The 22,231-nt window shown below is 39.7% G+C and carries 9 protein-coding genes; all 9 read left to right on the top strand.

The window, feature by feature from the left end; translation table 11 throughout:
• Positions 1 to 35: 35 nt before the first annotated feature.
• Positions 36 to 2,444, top strand: coding sequence for an ABC transporter permease (locus FC093_RS11540; protein WP_137261938.1), 2,409 nt, complete (start codon positions 36 to 38; stop codon positions 2,442 to 2,444).
• Between the two features lie 134 nt (positions 2,445 to 2,578).
• Positions 2,579 to 4,987, top strand: a complete 2,409-nt coding sequence (locus FC093_RS11535) for an ABC transporter permease (RefSeq protein WP_137261937.1) — start codon at positions 2,579 to 2,581, stop codon at positions 4,985 to 4,987.
• Between the two features lie 42 nt (positions 4,988 to 5,029).
• A complete protein-coding gene (locus FC093_RS11530; RefSeq protein WP_137261936.1) occupies positions 5,030 to 5,548 on the top strand; it encodes a hypothetical protein in 519 nt (172 codons plus the stop codon).
• Positions 5,549 to 5,856: 308 nt separating this feature from the next.
• Positions 5,857 to 8,241, top strand: a complete 2,385-nt coding sequence (locus tag FC093_RS11525) for an ABC transporter permease (RefSeq protein ID WP_137261935.1) — start codon at positions 5,857 to 5,859, stop codon at positions 8,239 to 8,241.
• 223 nt (positions 8,242 to 8,464) lie between these two features.
• The gene (locus tag FC093_RS11520) at positions 8,465 to 10,861 is read left to right on the top strand and encodes an ABC transporter permease (RefSeq protein ID WP_137261934.1); all 2,397 of its coding nucleotides are present in this window, start codon (positions 8,465 to 8,467) and stop codon (positions 10,859 to 10,861) included.
• A gap of 614 nt (positions 10,862 to 11,475) precedes the next feature.
• On the top strand, positions 11,476 to 13,854 hold the full coding sequence (locus FC093_RS11515; protein ID WP_137261933.1) for an ABC transporter permease: 2,379 nt from the start codon (positions 11,476 to 11,478) through the stop codon (positions 13,852 to 13,854).
• A 485-nt stretch (positions 13,855 to 14,339) separates the two neighbouring features.
• Positions 14,340 to 16,709, top strand: coding sequence for an ABC transporter permease (locus tag FC093_RS11510; RefSeq protein ID WP_137261932.1), 2,370 nt, complete (start codon positions 14,340 to 14,342; stop codon positions 16,707 to 16,709).
• A gap of 289 nt (positions 16,710 to 16,998) precedes the next feature.
• Complete coding sequence (locus tag FC093_RS11505) at positions 16,999 to 19,380, top strand: ABC transporter permease (RefSeq protein WP_137261931.1); 2,382 nt, start codon at positions 16,999 to 17,001, stop codon at positions 19,378 to 19,380.
• A 348-nt stretch (positions 19,381 to 19,728) separates the two neighbouring features.
• Positions 19,729 to 22,134 carry an ABC transporter permease gene (locus FC093_RS11500; protein WP_137261930.1) on the top strand — a complete coding sequence of 802 codons (2,406 nt, stop codon included), beginning with the start codon at positions 19,729 to 19,731 and terminating at the stop codon, positions 22,132 to 22,134.
• Positions 22,135 to 22,231 lie beyond the last annotated feature (97 nt).

Here is a 22,231-nt window from a genome sequence, read left to right as displayed (position 1 = left end):
AGCAGGATTCAGGGAGGATGTAGGAGGGCTTCTCTATGTTTAAAAATTATCTCAAAACTGCCTGGCGGAGTTTAACAAAGAGTGCCATTTTTTCTTTTATCAATGTATTTGGTTTAACTATTGGGTTTACGAGCTTTCTGTTGATTGCTTTGTATGTTTTTGATGAATTTACTTTTGATGCGTTTCATAAAAATACAAACAACATTTATCGTGTTGTAGCAGATGAAACAACGCCGGAAGGAAAAGAAACAAAGTCGGCAGGCGCCGGTTATCAGATTTCACAAAAAGCAGTAGCTGATCTCCCGGAAATAAAAGATGCGGCACGCTTTATCACTTTTGGCAGATTGAATGTGAGTAATGCTGAGAACACCAATGTGTTTTATGAGGATTTTACTGTTGCTAACCCGGGTTTCCTTACTGTATTTGATTTTAAATTATTGCAAGGTGATCGCCATACGGCATTAACACAACCGCACGCTGTAATTGTTACCGAAGAAACAGCGCAGAAGTTGTTCAACACTACAGATGTTGTAGGCAAAGTGGTGAAGATAGACAGAGATAGTTTGCCTTATAAAATAACCGGCGTACTTAAAAATTTTCCTGCCAATTCGCACATTGCATTCAACCTGTTGTTTTCTGAATCAAGTATTGATGGGGAAAGTTTCAAAAACTTTATCAATTCGGATTGGACCTCCGGGGAATTCTCCACTTATTTATTATTAAGCGATAAGGCAGATGCAAAAAAAGTTGCAGCAAAAATAAATGCACTTGTTTCGGCTAATGCAAATGCGGAATCAAGCGATAAAAGCAGCTATATTTTACAACCATTAAAAGCGGTTCATTTTTATTCGAATGATATAGAAGGCAGCGCTAACAAAGGAAACATTACATATATGTATGTCTTCAGTGTTATTGCTTTGTTCATTTTGCTTATTGCCTGCATCAACTATATGAATTTAACTACTGCCGGCTTTGCAAAAAGAGCAAAAGAAATTGCCGTGCGCAAAGTGGCAGGTGCCTCAAAGCAAATGCTGGTAAAACAATTTCTTACAGAAGCTTTTTTATTAACAGCAATTGCACTTGTTTTAGCATTGTTGCTGGTTGAAATATTGCTTCCTTTTTTTAATACATTTACTGAAAAACAATTAACGCTCGGCTTTCATACAGACTATCGTATTTGGCTCGGCATTGTTGCTGCGGTAGTTGTGGTTGCATTATTATCGGGTAGCTATCCGGCATTGTTTCAGGCACGTTTAAAGCCATTGCAGTTGCTTAAAAGTAAAATCAATATTGGTAAAGGGAACCTTTCGTTACGCAAATCCCTGGTTGTATTCCAGTTTGCCTTGTCCATTATCATGATAATAGCCACTACTATCGTTTATCTGCAGATACAATATGTGAATACAAAAGATATGGGCTTTAATAAAGAGCAGTTATTAGTGGTGGACATCAATAGCGGAAAGGTGCGGAATAAGGCAGCAACTATTAAAAACGAGTTTTCAAAGTTAGCACAGGTAAAAGAGGTAACGGTTAGTTCAAGAGTGCCCGGGGAATGGAAAGTAATTCCGAAAATCAAAGTAAAGAATGAAAAGATACAAAGTGTTGAAGGGGAAGATATGTATTTTCTCGGTGTAGATGATCAGTTTTTAAAAACCTACCAAATTTCGCTGGCAAAAGGGAGAAATTTTTTGCGGGGCAGTATTGCCGATTCTTCTACGGTAATTATAAACGAAACGGCTGCTAAAGAACTCGGAATTACAGAACCTAAAGAACAATTGATAGAAATGCCGGGAGATGAACCGTTTACGGCAAGAGTGATTGGCATTGTAAAAGACTTCAATTTTCAGTCTTTACGCGAGCCTCTGGCACCTATGATACTCGGCTATCAAAATAATCCGGTGCAGGCAATAGATTATTTCACCGCAAGAGTAAACACTAAAGATGTAAGCAAAACACTGGCAGCCATGAATGATATGCTGCATACTGTAGATCAAAATCATTTGTTTGAATATCATTTTCTCGATAAGCAATGGGATTTGTTTTACCGGGAAGATCATATAAGAGAAACGATTTTTATGATTGTTTCTATGCTCACCATTCTGATTGCCTGTCTTGGTTTGTTTGGCTTAACTACCTATGAAGCCGCACAGCGCATAAAAGAAATTGGTATCCGAAAAGTATTAGGCGCAAGTGTTAGCAGTATTGTTATCCTGCTTTCTAAAAGCTTTTTAAAACTGGTGGGTATTGCTGCTATACTCGCGTTTCCTATTGCATGGCTGGCTATGCACAAATGGTTGCAGGAGTTTGCATACCGGATACATGTGCAATGGTGGGTGTTTGTGCTGGCTGGATTAACAGCCGCAGCTATTGCATTTGTTACAATTGGTTTGCAGGCTGTGAAAGCAGCAATGGCTAACCCGGTGAAGAGCTTAAGAAGTGAGTAAAAAGCCCCGCCACCCCCGAAGGGGAGGCTTTAAGGAGTTTGAAAATATGGGTGACATTAAACTATAATCATACTAAGAAGCCCTCCCCTGTCTGCTGACAGGCAGGCTTTAGGGAGGACTCAGGAGGGCTTTTTATGATAAAGAATTATTTCAAAACTGCTTATCGTAATCTCGTGCGTAATAAGAGCTACGCCTTGATTAATACTTTAGGATTAGCTGTTGGTATTGCTGCCTGTTTGCTTATATTTCTCGTGGTGCAGTTTGAGAACAGCTTTGATGACTTTCATAAAAAGAAAAGCAGTATTTACCGCGTTGGTACAGCGTTTCACGATCAGGATGGAGTACACTATTCCGACGGCATTGCTTTTCCTGTTGGTAATGGCATACGGTTAGATTTCCCGCAGATAAAACAAGTGGCTTCTATTTATAAAAACGGCGGACAGATAACCGTTCAAAACGGAGACGCACAGTTGAAGAAATTAAACGAAGACAATTTTTATTATGCAGAGCCCGAACTCTTTAGCATACTGGACTTTCCTTTTCTCGCGGGTAATGCAAAAACAGCTTTAAAAGATCCGAACAATGCAGTATTAACACAGGCAACAGCGGAAAAGTTTTTTGGCAACTGGAAGAATGCACTTGGAAAAACAATTAAATATGAAAATAAAGACCTCTATACCGTTACCGGCATCTTAAAAAACATTCCGGCAAACAGCGATTTTCCATTGAATATAGTAGTGCCTTATGCTGCTTTACAGCACACCTACATCAAAAATAATATGGACGATTGGGTAAGCACATTTGGTGGCGCTTATACGTTTGTTGTATTGCCGCCGCAGCTTTCTATAAATAGCTTTAATGCACAACTTCAATCTTTTGCCAAAAAACATAAACCTGCCGAATATGCACATGATACGTATATAGCACAGCCATTTACAGAAATACATTTTGATGATCGTTTTGGTAACTATAGAGACCACACATTCAGCCATTCGCTGATAAACGCATTATCGCTGATAGGCTTATTCCTGATCATTATTGCCTGTGTAAACTTTATTAATCTTGCTACGGCTCAGGCAGTAAACCGCTCTAAAGAGGTAGGTGTACGTAAAGTACTCGGCAGCAGGCGAAACCAGCTTGCAGTACAATTCTTAGCCGAGACTGCATTGATAGTAATCATTTCCATCCTCATAGCTGTTGTAATTGCTACGCTTGCACTACCTTTCTTAAATAAGCTATTGGAAGTGCAAATAACCATGAGCTTTTTTACTAATCCGGCTTTGTTGTTATTCTTAGTACTTACAGCCATTGCAGTAACCCTTTTATCCGGTCTTTATCCAGCCCTTATCTTATCCCGTTTTAATCCTATTACTGCTTTAAAAAGCAGGATTACTTCAAAGATGGCAGGTGGTATTTCTTTAAGAAGGGCATTGGTGGTTTTACAATTTGCCATTGCGCATATACTCATCATCGGGATGCTGATTGTGGTGAGCCAGATGAATTTTTTCAAGAATGCATCACTTGGGTTTAGCAAAGCTGCCATTATTAATGTGCCCGTTCCGGGTGATAGTATTAATCATACAAAAATTGAATACCTGCGCAACCAGTTACGCTCCAATCCGGGTATTGAAAATGTCAGCTTTAGCTTTGGTAGTCCGTCTTCGGATGATAACTGGAGCAGTGATTTTAAATTTAATCATGCTGCAAAAACTACCAATTTTAGTGCTAATCTTAAATGGGCCGATCCTGAATATTTCAAAACCTACAACCTGCAGTTGGTGGCTGGCCGTATATACAGCGCCGGCGATACAGTAAGAGAATTTGTGGTGAATGAAACATTACTTAAAAAGTTAGGCATCCGCGATCCGCAGGATGCGCTTGGCAAAGAAATTAACTTTTGGGATGGTCGTGTAGTTGCCAATATTGTGGGTGTTGCCCGCGATTTTAATTCTTATTCTTTGCGCGAGCCAATGGCGCCGGTAGTGCTAAGCACCTGGAAAGATGTATATCAAACGATTAATATAAAAATAAAACCGGGTGCCGAAAAAACAGTATTGCCTTTTATTGAAAATTTATGGAACAACACTTATCCCGATTATGTGTATGAATATCATTTTCTGAATGAAACAATCGCGAATTTTTACAAGCAGGAAGACCAGCTTGCAAAACTGTATAAAATTTTTGCCGGCATTGCCATTTTCATTTCGTGCCTTGGGTTGTATGGATTAGTGTCTTTTATGGCAGTACAGCGTACAAAAGAAGTGGGCATCCGTAAAGTGCTTGGCGCCACGGCCCGTAGTATTATTTATCTGTTATCCAAAGAGTTTACTTTGTTGATTATTGTGGCATTTGTTATTTCTGCACCCATCGCTTATTACATCATGCATGAGTGGCTGCAAAACTATACGTATAGAATTTCAATGAGTCCGACCATATTTTTGATAGCCATTGTTTGTTCTATTATTATAGCCTGGATAACCGTTGCGCATCGTGCTATCAAAGCAGCGTTTGCCAACCCGGTAAAGAGTTTAAGAACGGAGTGATGTTTACAAGTGAATACTATTCATCAGTTTAAATAAGACATCATGAAAACAATCCTTCTGATCTCCTGTATAATAATGAGCTTTCAGGTAATAGCTCAAAGTAATAATCAGCCGCCTTGCTCTTCGCCTGAAGCGCACCAGTTTGATTTTTGGATTGGAGACTGGAACATTACATACAGCGATACGGCGCATGCCACCAATCATGTTGAAAAACTTATGAATGATTGTACGGTACAGGAAAACTTTAATGACCCACCTAAAAATTATATGGGTAAAAGCTGGAGCGTGTACAATGCCAATTACAAACATTGGCAACAAACATGGGTTGATAACCAGGGTGGTTACATTGCACTTACCGGAGGCATGCAGGGCGATTCGATGATTTTGATCACTGCTGAAAGAACAGTACCAACAAACATAAGTTCAACGGGTAAAATGATAAACAGAATGGTATATTACAATATTACCAAAGATGCCTTCGACTGGGATTGGGAATCATCTATCGATGGTGGTATTACATGGAAAAGCAACTGGCGACTGCATTACAGCAGGAAATCATAGTTGTAATTATAATGTTATGTCCCGTTTAATTCTTTATCAACAATGCACTTCCATTTTATCATAGTTTAGAATAAGGAACGCGCGGTTTTTAAAACTATGAGGATAAAAGCCTTGTTCTTATTATGTTGATATAGATTGAATCTTACAAAGACTGGGCTGCATTTAAAGCAGGCAGACTTTATGAACAGTTAATAAAAATGATAAGCGGTTGAGGATATACGAAAAACTTCGTCAATTTTATAGCAGATCAATCCGGGTAAATTAAACGTCTGGAAATCTTACTTCTAAACTTTTTCAACAATTCTATTATGCTTAAAAATCTCCTGCGTGTTGCATTGCGTAATTTTAAAAGAGATATATGGTACAGCCTGCTTAATATATTGGGACTTACCATTGGTATTACCTTTAGTTTATTTCTTATTTTTTATATTAAAGATGAACTGAGCTATGACCGGTACCACGAAAAAGCAGATAGAATTTATCGCATTAATGGGTATGCAAAAGAGCCGGATAAAGATGAAATGAAATGGGCGTTTACGCAGTTTCCATTGGGGCCAACACTTAAAAATGAGTACCCCGAAGTAGAAGAAGCCGTACGTTTTGTAAATGTCAACAAAACCATGTATAAAAATGGTGACCTGCGGTTTTATGAAGAAAAGATATTTTATACCGATAGCAGCATCTTTAGAGTATTTACCTATCCGTTTATAGAAGGCGATCCTAAAACTGCTTTGGTAGCGCCAAACTCGATGGTGCTGACACAATCTTTAGCAGAAAAATATTTTGGAAAAAATAAAAGTGCTGTCGGTAAATCATTACAAAATGGCAACGGCGATGTATTTAAAATAACAGGTGTAATAAAAGATGTTCCTAAAAATTCGCACCTCACTTTCAATGCACTTATTTCTATTACTACGCTGCCAAAAGACTTTGCCAACAACTGGGGCGGTTTTGGTTTTTTTAATTATGTATTGCTGAAGCCCAATGTGAATGCTGCTCAGTTTGAGAAGAAACTATTGCCAATGTACGACAAATACATGGCTCCTATTTTTGCGCAGTACAATATCAAAATACATTATGGTGTACAGCCTATTACTGCCATTCACTTACATTCCGATTTGCAGGGCGAGCCGGAAGAGTTGGGCAGCATGTCATACATCTACATCTTTTCGGCGGTAGCCTTATTCATGATTATTATTGCCTGTATCAATTACATGAACCTCACTACAGCACGCAGTGCGCGGCGGGCAAAAGAAATTGGCATTCGTAAAGTGACTGGTTCTTCCAAGTCGCAACTGGTTGCACAGTTTCTTGTTGAATCTATCTTAACGGCATTGTTTGCTTTACTATTAAGCATTGGTTTTATTGCTTTGTTTCTTTCTACCTTCAATGCAGTGGCGGGTAAGTTTATTACTTTTTCTACTTTATTTCAGCCTGGCACGCTGCTTATTTTACTCCTCATTGTTTTGCTGGTAGGCTTGCTTGGCGGCAGTTATCCTGCTTTTTATTTATCTAAGTTCAATCCGGTGCACGTGCTCAAAGGCAATTTATCCAAGGGCTCCAGCAATGTAGTGTTGCGCCGTACGCTGGTAGTTGTCCAGTTTACTATTTCCATGATTATGCTCATTTGCACGTGGGTAGTATATGGGCAGTTACAGTATTTAAGAAGCAAGGACTTAGGTTTCAACAGAGAGCATGTATTATCGCTTACTGCCAATACCAACAAAGACATTCGCAGCAGTATTGTTGCTTTCAAAAATGAAATGAAAAACAAGCCGGGTGTTCTCACCGCAAGTACAGCAGAAGCAACGCCGGGAAAAGGAATCAATTTTCAACTATTTACCATACAAACCAACAAGGGGCATGAAGATAAAGGTGTGGATGTGTATGGCGTAGATGAAGATTATTTTAAAACATTGGGTATTCAGATAAAGCGAGGTAGAAATTTTTCCGGTTTGCCCGATACGCTGCATAGCATTATTGTAAATGAAAGTATGGCAAAGGAGTTTGGCTGGGATGAACCGTTGGGCAAGCGCGTAACATTTCCCGGTGATACTTCGGGTAATTATTTTGAAGTAGTGGGTGTGATAAAAGATTTCAATCAAAAATCGTTATACAATCCCATTACCCCATTGATACTGTATTATCGTCCCAACAGCAACAACATACAACTTAAGCTGGATGGAAAAAATATTGCGGGAACCATTGCCAGTATTGAAAAAACATGGAAAAGCACTTTCCCTGAACTGCCTTTTCAATACACTTTTCTCGACCAGGATTTCGACTCGCAATATGCCGCCGACCAAAAACGCGGAAAGATTTTCGTCACCTTCTCTATCCTTACTATTTTAATCACTTGTTTGGGTTTATTGGGCTTGGTTGCTTTCACTACGCAACAGCGGCAAAAAGAAATCAGCATCCGCAAAATAATGGGAGCAGGTGTGGGGCAAATTGTACCATTAATTACCACCAATTTTGTAGTGCTGGTAGGTATATCCTGTTTGGTGGCTTTTCCTGTTGCCTATTGGTTTATGTATAAATGGCTGCAAATATTTACATACAACACCGGGCTTTCTGTTACACCGTTTTTGATGTCGGCATTAGTAGTATTACTCATTACTTTATTGACGGTTACGTTCCATACTGTAAAAGCAGCTATTGCCAACCCGGTAAAGAGTTTGCGAACGGAGTAGAGGTGTGAGTTGTAATTATAAGTGAGCGTAAAAAGATTGGTGCGAATACCTGTTTTATGTAATGCAAAAGCGCCTTTTATGTTTAAATATTATTTTTTGCCGCTGTTGGTGTTCTTCACCAACAGCGATGAACTATTTGCCGGTGAAGAACATCGGCAAAGGCTAAAAATTAGAAGTAAGTATTCCATTTTTATAATCCCGGTAATTCCATAAATCTTCGTCCATGTTTAAAAACTTCTTCAAAACAGCATTTCGAAACTTATTAAGAAATAAGATTTACGCTTTTATAAACATTGCAGGGCTAAGCATCGGGCTGGCTTGTGCTATGTTGATCATGTTGTATGTAAAAGATGAAGTGAGTTACGACCGCTTTCATGCGAATGTGGGCAACATTTATCGTGTGGTAACGCAGAGTATTGATAAAAAAGGTGTGAAGGGAAGAAAAGATAGCAATACCGGTTATTTTCAGGGACCGCGGTTTGGCCAAAATATTCCTGAAATCAAAGCTTTTGTTCGCATACAAAGCAACTCGATAGATATTAAAACCGGCACAGAAATAAAGTCGCAGGATATGTTGTATGTAGATTCCAGCTTCCTCTCTGTGTTTTCTTTTCCATTAAAAAGCGGCAATCCAAAAACCTGTTTACAGGAGCCTAATGCTGTTGTATTATCGGAAGAGATGGCTAAAAGACAATTTGGGAATAAGGATGCCATCGGCAAGGTAATCATGCTAAAAAAAGATAGTGCATTTGAACCTTATACCGTAACGGCAGTTGCCAAAAAGTGTCCGCAAAATTCCTCTATTCAATTCGATGTATTACTACCCTTCATAACGCCTCCGGACGAAATGAGTAACGGTGAAAATTGGTTTAACTTTTTTCTGAACACTTTTGTAGTGCTTAACCCTAATGCAAACGTGCAGGCAGTAGATGCTAAAATGCAAAAGGTTTACAAAGCAGAATCAAAAGAAGCATTGAAGCTTATCAATGAGAAATTCGGACCTATTGACTTTGATAATGAATACTTTTTGCAGCCTTTTGCCGATATGCACATGAATACCGAATTGCCTGCACAAAATGGACTTTCCAACGCCAGCAACCCGGTGTATTCTTATATCCTTTCGGGCATTGCTATATTTATATTGTTGATTGCCTGCATCAATTTCATTAACCTCACCGTTGCACGCTCGGTAAAGCGGGCAAAAGAGATTGGTATTCGCAAAGTGGTGGGCAGCAACCGGCAGCAACTTATCCTGCAGTTTTTAGGCGAATCTTTCTTCCTATGCACCTTTGCGTTTGTATTTGCTATTGTATTGGTGCAATTAATACTGCCTGTTTTCAATGATTTGTCTAACAAGGCACTCGCCCTTTCTTACCTGTTCGATGCCAGGCTGATTGCTGGTTATATACTCCTGTTTTTTATTACCGGTTTACTGGCTGGCTTTTATCCTGCGCTTATTTTATCGGGTTACAATCCTGTAGAAACCCTATACAGCCGTTTTAATCTTGCAGGTAAAGGGTATCTGCAAAAATCGCTTGTAGTATTGCAGTTCACACTGGCATCCTTCTTAATCATTGCTACATTCACCATTTATGCACAATTCAATTATCTCACCACAGAAAAGCTGGGCTACGATGACACCAATCTGGTGGTGGTGAATAAAAGCAGAATAAGCCACCAGCAGGCCAGATTGTTTCAGAATGAATTGATGAAGTATCCGAACATTGTTGGCGTGGCGCCTAAAAATGGTGGCTCATGGGGAACGGTAGCCAAAATAAGTAACGATTCTACCATACAGTTCTCTTACGAAACGGTAGATGAATCTTATTTGCCTTTGCTCAAAATACCGTTGGTGCAAGGCAGAAATTTTTCAGCAGGTTATCCATCCGATTCGGTTAATTCCGTTATTGTAAATGAATCGTTTGTGAAGAAAGCTGGCTGGAAACATCCGATAGGAGAGGTGGTAAATTTTTGGTACGATAATAAAAAGTACAATGTAGTTGGGGTGGTAAAAGACTATCATTTTCAACCATTGAACGAGGAGATTAAGCCGCAGCTCTTTACCATGAAAAATGATAACCAGTTTGGAACCATATTTATAAAAATAAAACCCAACACCGAAACCGAAAGCCTGAAACAAATACAAAAAATATTTAAACAATTCTTTCCATTAAGCCCTTATACCTACAATTTCAAAGACCAGCAAAACAGGATGCGCTACGAAGCCGAAGCAAAATGGAAACAGATTATGTTGTTTGCAGCTATCCTCACCATCTTTATATCCTGTATAGGATTGTTTGGCTTATCTGTTTTATCGGCAGAAAAGCGTACCAAAGAAATTGGTATAAGAAAGGTGTTGGGCGCTTCTGTAAATGCAATTGTAACGATACTCTCCAAAGATTTTTTGAAACTCGTTTGCATTGCGTTACTGATTGCTGTTCCATCTGCCTGGATGGCTGCTCATCAATGGTTGCAGAATTATCCTTACCGCATTTCGCTGAGCTGGTGGCTCTTTGCATCTGCAGCGGTTTTGGTTATTATTATCGCTTTGTTTACAGTAAGCTTTCAGGCAATAAAAACGGCTGTTGCCAATCCGGTGAAGAGTTTGCGAAGTGAGTAGGTGAAGATGTGTGATGTTGGATGTACAATGTAAAAGTATCAACGTAATTACAAGCGGATGCAAAGGGCGCCGTAGTGTATCCGTTTGAATTGGTAACGTGATGCTATCATTCCATAAGCCTGCGGTGCTAATGACACATACATCATCTTACAACTAAAACACTGCCGGCAATCTGTAGGTGAATTTGAATCATCGTTGATGGCTAGTTTTGATTTTTGCATAGCCTGTTGAGTCCTTCTTGCTGATAACTAAGCGGCGGGTGGCAGAGTATTGTTTCCAACTGTTCATTTGCGGGCTGAAACTGTACGGTTTTAATACAGTTTTTCTTTCTTCTTTTTTCCAAATCCTTTACTGTAAAGCTTTTCAGTAATTGGTATATCCATTGGAGTGTGATGAGGTCGCTGCACAATCATTATTATTCACAAACTATTACAAGATAGAAAGAGCAACAAGTGATACCCCGGATTGTAGCGCTTAACGGTAGGGTTGTGTTGCGCGCCTGTACGGCTTACCTGATAATGGTCAGGCTTAAAAGGGGTGATATAGCAGCAGATGAATAAAGGACCTAAATTTAAATACAAAAGATTTATTACTTATAGTTACAACATCTGGTTATGATTAAAAACTATCTCAAAACCGCCTGGAGAAATTTGATGAAGAATAAAGCTTTTTCTTTCATCAATATACTGGGATTAACGATTGGCATTACCGTGTGCATGATGATTTTTTTATTCATCATGAATGAATTTAGTGTGGATAGCTTTCATGCACAAGGGGATCATATTTATCGGGTGATGCGTGGCGTAAAGCATGATGGTGAAGAAAAAAGTGTTGCATATTTATCGGGCCCGTATGCTCCCGCTTTGCTAAACGATTTTAAAGGAGAAATAAAAAAAGCAGTTCGTGTAAACCCTACCAATAACCTCGTTACGGTGGGTAATCAATCTTTTAATGAAAAGAAGATATTTGATGTGGATGATGATTTTTTCAGTTTGTTTTCATTCCCTTTGATAAAAGGAAAAGCATCGGAAGTTTTAAAACTTCCGAATAGTGTTGTACTTACCGAAACTACTGCAAAAAAATATTTTGGAAGCATAGATAATGCAGTGAATAAAGTAATAACGCTGGATAAAGAACTGGCATTAAAAGTAACAGGTATTGCTAAAGATGTTCCTTCCAATTCTCATCTGGATTTTGACTTGATTGTTCCACTTTCAAACTATAGAGACAGGAGCTTCATGACTACCTGGATTAACAATGGAATATACACTTATGTATTGTTGGATGACAACATAACAAAGGAACAGGTAGAAAAACAGTTTCCCCGGTTTATGGATAAGTATATGGGGTCTGATATGAAGAACTACGGCTTTCATTTTACATTATCGCTTACACCGCTGAAAGATGTATATTTTGAAAACAGCGCTTTTGATGCTGCAAGGCATGGCGATAAAACGGTAGTGTACATCTTTCTTTCTATTGCTGTTCTTATATTATTAATTGCATGTATCAACTTCATGAACCTTTCTACCATTCGCGCTGCTGAGCGCTCGAAAGAAGTAGGGTTGCGCAAGGTATTAGGCGCATTGCGCAAAAGTCTTGTATGGCAGTTTATAGGTGAATCTGTATTACTTACAACTATTTCATGCCTGTTTTCTGTTGCGCTGTTATTGTTGATTATGCCGTGGTATAATCAATTGCTGGGATACTCCTTAACAGTATCATGGAATACATTGCCGATTTATTTATTTCTTATTGGTGTAATCATTATCGTTGGTTTTTTGGCAGGCAGTTACCCGGCATTCTTTCTTTCCGCGTTTTCGCCTGTACAGGCTTTAAAAGGCAAGCTCCGCCTTGGCAAAAGCGGCGCCACTTTCAGGCAGGCATTAGTAGTAATTCAGTTTAGCATCTCCGTGTTTCTTATTGTTGGTACCATCATCATTACCAAACAAATGAGGTACGTAAAAATTAAGCAGCTTGGGTATAATAAAGAACAAACTATTACAATACCTATTGATAACAATGATATTTATAACAATATGAATGTTTTCAAAACCGATATGCAAAACGAAAGCACCGTGCAATCGGTATCTATGATGTCTGGCGAGCCGGGAGGCTTTTTTGATATACACATGTTTGATGTAGAAGATCACCATGAAAAATGGCAATTAAGAACAGAATTTGCAGATTTTGAATACGTAAAAACACTGGGCTTAAACATCATTGCCGGGAGAGATTTTTCTGCGCAATTTCCTACAGATACTACCGATGCCGTTTTGATTAACCGGACTGCTGCAACCAAGCTTGGCTGGACACCAGAACAGGCAATAGGCAAATGGATAAAGAACACGGTAAGAGATGATGCAAACCGTAGAATTATTGGCGTGGTGGAAGATTTTAATTTTTTATCGTTAAAGGAAAACATGGATGCATTGGTAATATCTCCTTCTATGGACAGAAGGGTAATATTGATAAAGTTAAAGCCCGGAAATATTCAACCGGGCATTGCTGCAATCAAGGCCGAATACAGTAAAGTGGCTCCGGCATATCCGCTGGAATATCACTTTTTAGACCAGCAGTTCAATGAGATGTATCAAAAAGATTTACGCCAGCAAACTATTCTTACCGTATTTGCATGTTTAGCCATTTTTGTCGCCTGCCTTGGTTTATTCGGACTCGCTTCATTTACTGCAACAAAACGCTTTAAAGAAATAGGTGTACGAAAAGTATTAGGTTCCTCCGTACAGGGCATTGTGGTTTTATTATCAAAAGACTTATTAAAACCAGTATTGATTGCAACCTGTATTGCATTGCCCGTTGCTTATTATGCAATGGATAAATGGCTGCAGAATTTCGCTTATAAAACAACTTTAAGCTGGTGGATTTTTGTTTTAGCTGCGCTGATAACCTTTAGTATTGCGTTGATAACGGTAAGCATCAAAGCTGTTAAAGCAGCAATAACTAACCCGGTGAAAAGTTTGAGAACGGAGTAGGGGTGATCTGTGATGTGACATGTATGGTGCAAAAATATCAACATTATTGTGAGTGTGGAGGCAATCTACAGGTTGTAGTAAAATCAGAAGAAACCTTTAGCTGAGAAACCTTACAATAATTTTTAACTGGGCCATTAATAATGATTTACAGCTAATCCTGCCGGTATTTCGGACAGTCAGGATTAGCTGCACACAAGGATGGGTGCGAATTGCTTTAATCAAACCTGTTTTAAACTTACATTAGCTTACGCGGCTACCTGCTTAATTGATGCTATAATTAGTAGCAGATTTAGCTTCTTTCCATCCATTCACTTCCGCACAACCGCTGTTCGTTATCGTACACCTCTTATTGTTGTATTGGCTGAAAGTAGCGCCAGTAAAGCATTTTAGCATTGGCATACCCATTGAATGGAATCAAACCGGAACGAGCATCTGAAGCACCAGGCTGCTCACTAATCTGTTATTTTTTAAGTACAATAGTATGTATGCTTAGAAATTATTTGCAAATAGCGTATCGCACGCTTACTAAAAATAAAACCTACTCGCTGATAAACATATTTGGTTTAGCCATTAGCCTTACTGCAAGTATTTTGCTTTTGCTGTGGGTGTGGGACGAATTGAGCTTTGATAAATTCAATGAAAAGATTGATCGTCTTTATACCGCTGCACCAACTTTTGATAAAGACCGTAAGCAGGTGTGGGGCACCACGCCGGCGCCACTTGCCACTTTTGCAAAGCAGCAAATACCGGCTGTTGAAAATGCCGTGCGTATATCGGATAACGGCGATATACTGATGCAGTATAACGACAAAAAATTTGATGAAAAAAGAACTGCTTATGCCGACCCATCGTTGTTTACTATCTTCAGTTTTCCAGTTATAGAAGGCAGTGCAGCCAAACCTTTTACCGATAACCGTTCGATGGTTATATCGCAAACAACTGCAAAGAAATATTTTGGTAACGAAGATGCGGTAGGTAAAGTAATAAAGGTAAATAATAAAGACAATTTTACTGTAACGGGCGTATTCAAAGACATGCCTCAAAATTCCTCTGTTCGCTACGATATTGTAATGCCTTTCAGCATTTTAAATGAAGGATATACGGCAGACAGTTACTGGAAAGGTTTGGATGCCGATTGGGGCAATTATAATTACAATACTTTTTTTCTTATAAAGCCGGGCACGGATGCAGCCTTGTTGGGCAAGCAACTGGCAGATGTGCATCGCAAGAATCAGCAGGAAGATTTTATTAAGGACCTATACTATGTAATGCAACCGCTGAAAAATGTGCATTTATATACGCCTACCGGCGAAGACAATGGTGTACAGGTAGTAAAAATATTCTTTGTAATAGCAATCGTTATTTTATTGATTGCCTGTATCAACTATATAAACCTGGTAACGGCAAGGGCTACCAAGCGCGCCAAAGAAGTAAGTGTGCGCAAGGTAATTGGTGCCGGCAAAAAGCAATTGTTCTGGCAGTTTATTACCGAGTCATTGCTGGTGTTTATTATAGCAATGGTACTTTCACTCGTGATTATTTATGCCATCATGCCATTTTACAATGAGCTATCCGGCAAAAATTTAATCTTTAATTTTTACGATGGCAGAGTGCTGGTATTGTATGCCTGCGCCTTGCTGGTGACGGTATTATTTGCAGGCATTTATCCTGCCCTTACTTTGTCTTCTTTCAATCCGGCTGTGGCTTTGAAAGGGTTAATTCCGGGCTTAGGTAAAAACGCTGTTTTTCGTAAAATGCTGGTAGTGGTGCAGTTTACCTGTTCTATTATTTTGATTATTTCTACCGTCATTATTGGCCAGCAATTAAAATACATCAGGCAAAAGAATTTAGGTTTCGATAAAGAAAACATCATCACTTTTAACGGACGCAAGTTTGCAGACCATTATGATGCTATAAAAGCCGAGCTGGAAAAAGTGCCGGGTATTACAAGTATTACTGCCGGTTCTAATGATATTATGAATATCCAAAGCTCTACCGGCGATGCCGAGTGGGATGGCAAAACGGCTGACCAGGCAAACTTTATGATTAACCAGATGGATGTGGACCGCAATTTTTTGAAAGTAATGAACCTGCAACTGGTAAGTGGTACTGGCTTTAGCGGAACGCCCGCCGATAGCGCACATTATATTATCAATGAAGAAGCCGTACGGCAAATGCACATGAAAGATCCGGTGGGTAAACGGTTTAAATTTCATGACAGGGAAGGCACTATTGTAGGCGTGGTAAAAGATTTTCACTTTCAAAATATGCGGTTGAATATTCAGCCTTGCATTCTTTCGTATCAAAACTTTTGGAACTGGTGGCGTTTTTATGTAAAAACCAACAGCAACAATGCACCGCAAGCCATTGCTGCTATTCAAAAAGCATGGAAACAGTATAACCCTGATTATGAATTGGAGTACCAGTTTTTAGACCAGCGGTTTGATGAGATGTATAAAAACGATATTCATGTAGGCGAGTTGTTCAATTGTTTTGCAGGCATTGCCATTATCATTTCTTGCCTTGGTTTGTTTGGTTTGGTAACCTACATGGCAGAAACAAAAATCAAGGAAATTGGTATCCGCAAAACGTTGGGTGCAAGCATCAGCAATATCATTGTGTTGCTGAGCAAAGACTTTATGAAACTGGTGTTTATTTCGTTCTTAATTGCTTTTCCCATTGCCTGGTTTATGATGAATAAATGGCTTACCAACTATGCGTATCGCACCGAGTTGCAATGGTGGGTGTTTGCAATAGCTGGCGCCTGTGCATTCCTCATTGCTTTTATTACGGTGAGCAGCAAAGCATTCAGGGCAGCGCAGCGCAACCCTGTAAAGGCATTGCGGAGCGAGTAGGAGAGCAGTGAAAAGGTTTGTAAGTTTTATGACATCAATAAGCATCGTTATTGCGACTGCGAGGCACGAAGCAGGAAGCAATCTGTGAATAGTAATTAAATCAAAATAAGCCATCAATAATGATTCGAGGCACAGCACAGATTGCTTCGCTATGCTCGTAATAACGATTATGATTATACTTTAGTATTCAACACAACGTTTGCATGTTTGTGGCAAAAGCCAATCAGATGCTTGTTGTTTACAAAGAATCCCTTTTGCCTTATATTTTTCACTTTTTAAATCTTTATCCATGCTTCAGAACTTCTTTAAAACTGCCATCCGCAGCCTCCTGAAAAATAAAGGATATAGTTTTTTAAACATTTTTGGTTTGGCAATTGGTATTGCCTGTGCAGGGCTTATTTTTTTGTGGGTAGAGAGTGAAGTAAGTTATGACAACTTCAATACAAAGAAAGACAGGTTGTACTTTATTCGCGAAAACCAAAAGTATGATACCTATACTGCCACTTTCGGTTCTACGCCGGGTGTATTAGCACCTGCTATGCAGGCAGAAATTCCGGGTATTGCCAATACCTGTCGCGTGTACGATGAAGATGCCACGCTGTTTACAGTGAATGATAAAGCCATGTATGCTGCGGGCTTATATGCAGAGCCTTCTCTGTTCAGCATGTTTACCTTTCCGTTTGTAGAAGGCAATGCAAAGACCGCTTTTGCGCAGCGCTATTCATTGGTAATAACAGAAAAAGCAGCAATAAAATTCTTTGGAAAAGATAGAAATGTAGTGGGTAAAACAATACGTGTTGATAACAAACAGGATTATATAATAACCGGCGTGTTAAAAGACATTCCCGCAAATTCTTCTTTGCAATTTGAGTGGGTAGCACCTTTTGAAATTGTTTTTGATGCCAGTCCCTGGCTGCATAACTGGGGAAACAATTCACTAAGCACATATATTGAATTAAAGCCCGGCGTTGCCTCCGCATCTGTAAATAAACTATTGTACAATTTTATACAGCAGCGCGAACCAAAGTCTATTGCGCGTCCTTTTTTATGGAGCATGAGTCAATGGCATTTATACGATGATTTTGAGAATGGCAAACCAACAGGCGGTGGTCAGATAACGTATGTGCGCCTATTTTCTGTTATTGCCTGGATTATTCTGTTGATTGCCTGTATCAATTTTATGAATCTTGCTACAGCACGCAGCGAAATACGAGCAAGAGAGGTGGGCGTAAGAAAAGTGCTGGGCTCAGGTAAGAATATGTTGGTTGCACAATTTATTGGCGAAGCCTTGTTGATGGCATTGCTTGCAGCCATTGTTGCAGTTGCTATCATGACATTGGTATTACCTTCATTTAATACGTTAGTGCAAAAAGAGTTGTCTTTAGATGTAGCTAATCCCATTCATTTAACTGCATTGCTGCTTATTACTTTTATTTGTGGTTTACTGGCGGGTAGTTATCCTTCTTTGTATTTGTCATCCTTCAATCCGGTGTTTGTATTAAAAGGAATTAAAACAAAAGGGGGCAGTGCAGCCTTCATCCGTAAAGGATTGGTGGTACTGCAATTCAGCATTTCTATTGTGCTTATTATTGCTACTGTTATTATTTACCAACAGATACAGCATGTGAAGAACCGCAATCTTGGCTTTAATAAAAACAACCTGGTACAAGCCGAATTGCAGGGCGATGTAGCTAAGTATTTCACCGTTATGAAACAGGATTTGCTAAATACGGGTGTAGTGGAAAATGTAGCGGCGAGTGACCATACCACCTTATATGGCGGCAATAATACGGGAAGTTTAACATGGCAGGGCAAAGCGCCTGATGCGCAAATATTAGTTTCAGGAAGAAATGTAACGCCGGAATTTATGAGCACTTCCGGTATAAAGTTGTTGGAAGGAAGAGACTTTGTGCCAACAGATTCTATTCAGTCAAAAAATTTAAATGTTATTATTACCCGGTCGTTAGAAAAGCTGATGGGGAAAGAAAGTGCCATTGGTAAAACATTGTGGAATTCGGGTGATACAAGCGGTCAGCTACTTACTGTGGTGGGCGTGGTAAACGATTATGTATATGGCAATATGTACGGCAAGCCCGACCCCGTAGTGTTTTCCTGCACAGCGCCGGAACATACCAACAAAATGTATCTGCGGCTGAAACAGGGAGCTAATGTAGAAAAAGCCCTGGCAACAATCGAAGCCGTAATGAAAAAAGACAATCCGGCTTATCCTTTCACGTACACCTTTGTAGATGATCAGTTCAACAAAATGTTTTTGAGTGAAATGCTCATCAGTAAATTATCGAGGGTGTTTGCAGCTTTAGCAATTATTATCTCTTGTTTAGGCTTGTTTGGTTTGGCAGCTTACACTGCAGAGCGCAGAACCAAGGAGATTGGTATCCGGAAAGTGCTGGGTGCCAGTGTTTCGGGCATTACCACCTTATTATCAAAAGATTTTATGTTACTGGTTGTTATTTCCTGCCTGATTGCTTTTCCGGTGGCGTGGTGGACAATGCACAACTGGCTGCAAAATTATCAGTACCGTATTGAGATAAGCTGGTGGATATTTGTGATAGCAGGCATTGCTGCCATGCTCATCTCCCTGTTAACGATCAGCTTTCAATCAATAAAAGCAGCACTAGCAAACCCGGTAAATAGTTTAAGAAATGAATAAAAAGAAGCCCCCAGCCCCTGAAGGGGAGCTATTAATATGATTTATTTCGGATAATGATTTTCATATAAGTCTGTAATATATTGCTTCCAAATTCCATCTTTGGACTTACAAACTCTCCTTCAGGCGCTGGGGGCATAACCGTACAACAGGTGTTCGTTATCGAACACCTGTTTTGTTATAATCCGCTGAAAGCCTTACCTGCAAAGCATTTCAGCATTGGCACAGCTGTTGAAAACTGGAGATGGCGAATAATTAATTGGATATTTTAACAATAAAGCAGAACAACATTTCATTCTTGACCATTCACCATTCACCAATACACTACCAATGACCTCTAACTCATAAGCTATGCTAAAGAACTACTTTATCATCGCCTGGCGAAACCTGAAAAGAAACAAGGTTTTTTCCGTCATCAATATTGCCGGATTATCTGCCGGCATTGCTGCCAGCCTGCTGCTCTTTATCATCGTAAGCTATGAAATGAGCTATGAGAAGTTTCAGAAAAGCTATAACAACATTTACCATGTAGTCACGCAAATAAAGTTTTCTGATGGTATGAGTTATAATCCGGGTATTGCTTATCTGGCATTGCCTGCGTTGCGTACCGAAATGCCCGATATACAATTTGCAGGTATTGACTGCATTTACGGCAGCCAGGTGATGGTACCCAATGGTACTGCTGAAAACAGTAAGAAATTTATTGAGGATAAAGGTATCTTTTTTGCCGAGCCGGAATTTTTTAAAGTATTTGATAGTTATCAATGGCTTGCCGGCAGTGCGGCTGTATTAGGTGAGCCAAACAGCATGGTATTAAGTAAAAGCCAGGCTGCAAAATACTTTGGCAATTGGCAGCAAGCCTTGGGTAAAACATTGGTTGTAGATAATGCTTTTACAGCTAAGGTAAATGGCATATTGGAAGATGTACCACAAAACACAGATTTGCCTTTGATGGTGCTGATTTCTTATAAAACCATGAAACCGCATGGCGATAATTATGGCTATAACGAAGACTGGGGAAATGTAAGCAGCAATCATCAAATGTATGCCTTGCTGCCGCCAAATGTAACGCCGGATAATGTAAACAAACGCCTGTTGCAGTTTAGTAAAGCGCATTATACTTTAGAAAAAGGGAAGGCTAACTTTTTGCAGCCACTGGCAGACATGCACAGCGATACAAGGTTTCCTTTATTTGGCGAGCCGGGTGTAAGCAAAACAACGTTATGGACCTTGTCTTTGATTGGTATAGTGATTATCGTTATGGCTTGCATCAACTTTATTAATTTATCTACCGCACAGGCTGTTAACCGCAGCCGCGAGGTGGGCATCCGCAAAGTGCTGGGCGGCAACCGCGCAGGCCTCTTCAGGCAAATGATGGGCGAAACGGCTATAATTGTTGGCATTGCGGTGGTAATTGCGCTTATGGCTGTGCACCTGTCATTGCCTTTTGTAAAACACATCGCTTCAATAGAAGAGGAGTTGAATTTGTTTACACCCAAATACCTACTCCTGTTAGCTGCGCTATCTGTTGTTGTTACGTTATTAGCTGGCTTATATCCTGCCTTTGTTTTATCCGGGTTTAATCCGATTACTGCTTTACGAAACAGAATTAGTACAGCCAAAAGCGGCAGCATTTCTCTGCGCAGGGGATTGGTCATTACGCAGTTTGCCATTTCGCAGGTGCTCATTATTGCTACTATTGTTGCCATCAGCCAAATGGATTTTATCAGTAAAGCCGACCTTGGTTTTAATAAGGATGCCGTGCTGGTGTTGTATAGTAATACTGATAGTTTGAGCCTTGCACGGCAAGATGCATTCAAGCAGCAACTGCTGGCACTGCCGGGTGTTCAGAATGTATCTTTCAACAGCGATATGCCTTCATCCGACAATGGTATGTCCACCAATTTTGCCTATAACCAACAGCCTGGGGAAAAGTATCAGTTGTATTTAAAGTTTGGTGATGAAAATTATTTGAACGCCTATGGTATGCAGCTTGTTGCAGGGCGAAATTATGCAGCCAGCGATACGGTAAATGAAATATTGGTAAATGAATCTTTAGCAAAACGGTTAAGTCCGAACAAACTAGACAATGTAATAGGTAAAACTATCCGTTTTGGTGGTGGCAGATGGAATGAAATTGTTGGCGTAGTAAAAGATTTTAAAACCACTTCGCTGCGCGAGGAAGTAAGGCCTTTAGCCATCACTACAAGGAAAAGTTCCTATTCCAACATTGCCATAAAACTGCATACTTCCAACCTGCAGGCTGCACAAAACAGCATTGAACGTTTGTGGAATCAAAACTATCCCGAGTACGCCTACAATGCTCAATTCTTTGAAGATACTATCAATGCATTTTATCGCCAGGAGCAACAATTGTCTTTGTTGTATAAAATCTTTGCCGGGCTTGCCATTTTTATCTCCTGCCTAGGCTTGTATGGATTGGTGTCTTTTATGGCAGTGCAAAAAACAAAGGAAGTAGGCATCCGTAAAGTGCTGGGTGCAGGCATCAGCCATATAGTTTTTATATTTTCAAAAGAGTTTACGCTGCTCATTATCGTTGCTTTTGTAATTGCTGCACCGGTTGCCTGGTATGTGAGCAACAACTGGCTGCAAAGCTTTGCTTACCGCATTCATATTGGTATTTGGATATTTATCGTTGCCATTCTTGCATCTGTCATTATCGCCTGGATAACAGTAGGATATAAAGCAGTGAGAGCTGCTATTGTAAACCCGGTAAAAAGCTTGCGAAGTGAGTAGAAGCCCCCAGCTCCTGAAGGGGAGCTTGTAACTCCAAAGGTGGAAGTAGAGAACAATATATTTACAGACTTATATGAGAATCATTATCTAAAATAAA

The sequence above is a fragment of the Ilyomonas limi genome (genome assembly GCF_005233845.1).
Classification (GTDB): Bacteria; Bacteroidota; Bacteroidia; order Chitinophagales; family Chitinophagaceae; genus Ilyomonas; species Ilyomonas limi.
Note: the sequence above shows the minus strand (reverse complement) of the source record. Positions and strands in the feature narration are given on the sequence as shown.

Coding starts and splice junctions, on each gene's coding strand:
- FC093_RS11535 (WP_137261937.1), top strand. CDS start 2,579: ATGATAAAGAATTATTTCAAAACTGCTTATCGTAATCTCGTGCGTAAT.
- FC093_RS11525 (WP_137261935.1), top strand. CDS start 5,857: ATGCTTAAAAATCTCCTGCGTGTTGCATTGCGTAATTTTAAAAGAGAT.
- FC093_RS11515 (WP_137261933.1), top strand. CDS start 11,476: ATGATTAAAAACTATCTCAAAACCGCCTGGAGAAATTTGATGAAGAAT.
- FC093_RS11505 (WP_137261931.1), top strand. CDS start 16,999: ATGCTTCAGAACTTCTTTAAAACTGCCATCCGCAGCCTCCTGAAAAAT.
- FC093_RS11540 (WP_137261938.1), top strand. CDS start 36: ATGTTTAAAAATTATCTCAAAACTGCCTGGCGGAGTTTAACAAAGAGT.
- FC093_RS11510 (WP_137261932.1), top strand. CDS start 14,340: ATGCTTAGAAATTATTTGCAAATAGCGTATCGCACGCTTACTAAAAAT.
- FC093_RS11520 (WP_137261934.1), top strand. CDS start 8,465: ATGTTTAAAAACTTCTTCAAAACAGCATTTCGAAACTTATTAAGAAAT.
- FC093_RS11530 (WP_137261936.1), top strand. CDS start 5,030: ATGAAAACAATCCTTCTGATCTCCTGTATAATAATGAGCTTTCAGGTA.
- FC093_RS11500 (WP_137261930.1), top strand. CDS start 19,729: ATGCTAAAGAACTACTTTATCATCGCCTGGCGAAACCTGAAAAGAAAC.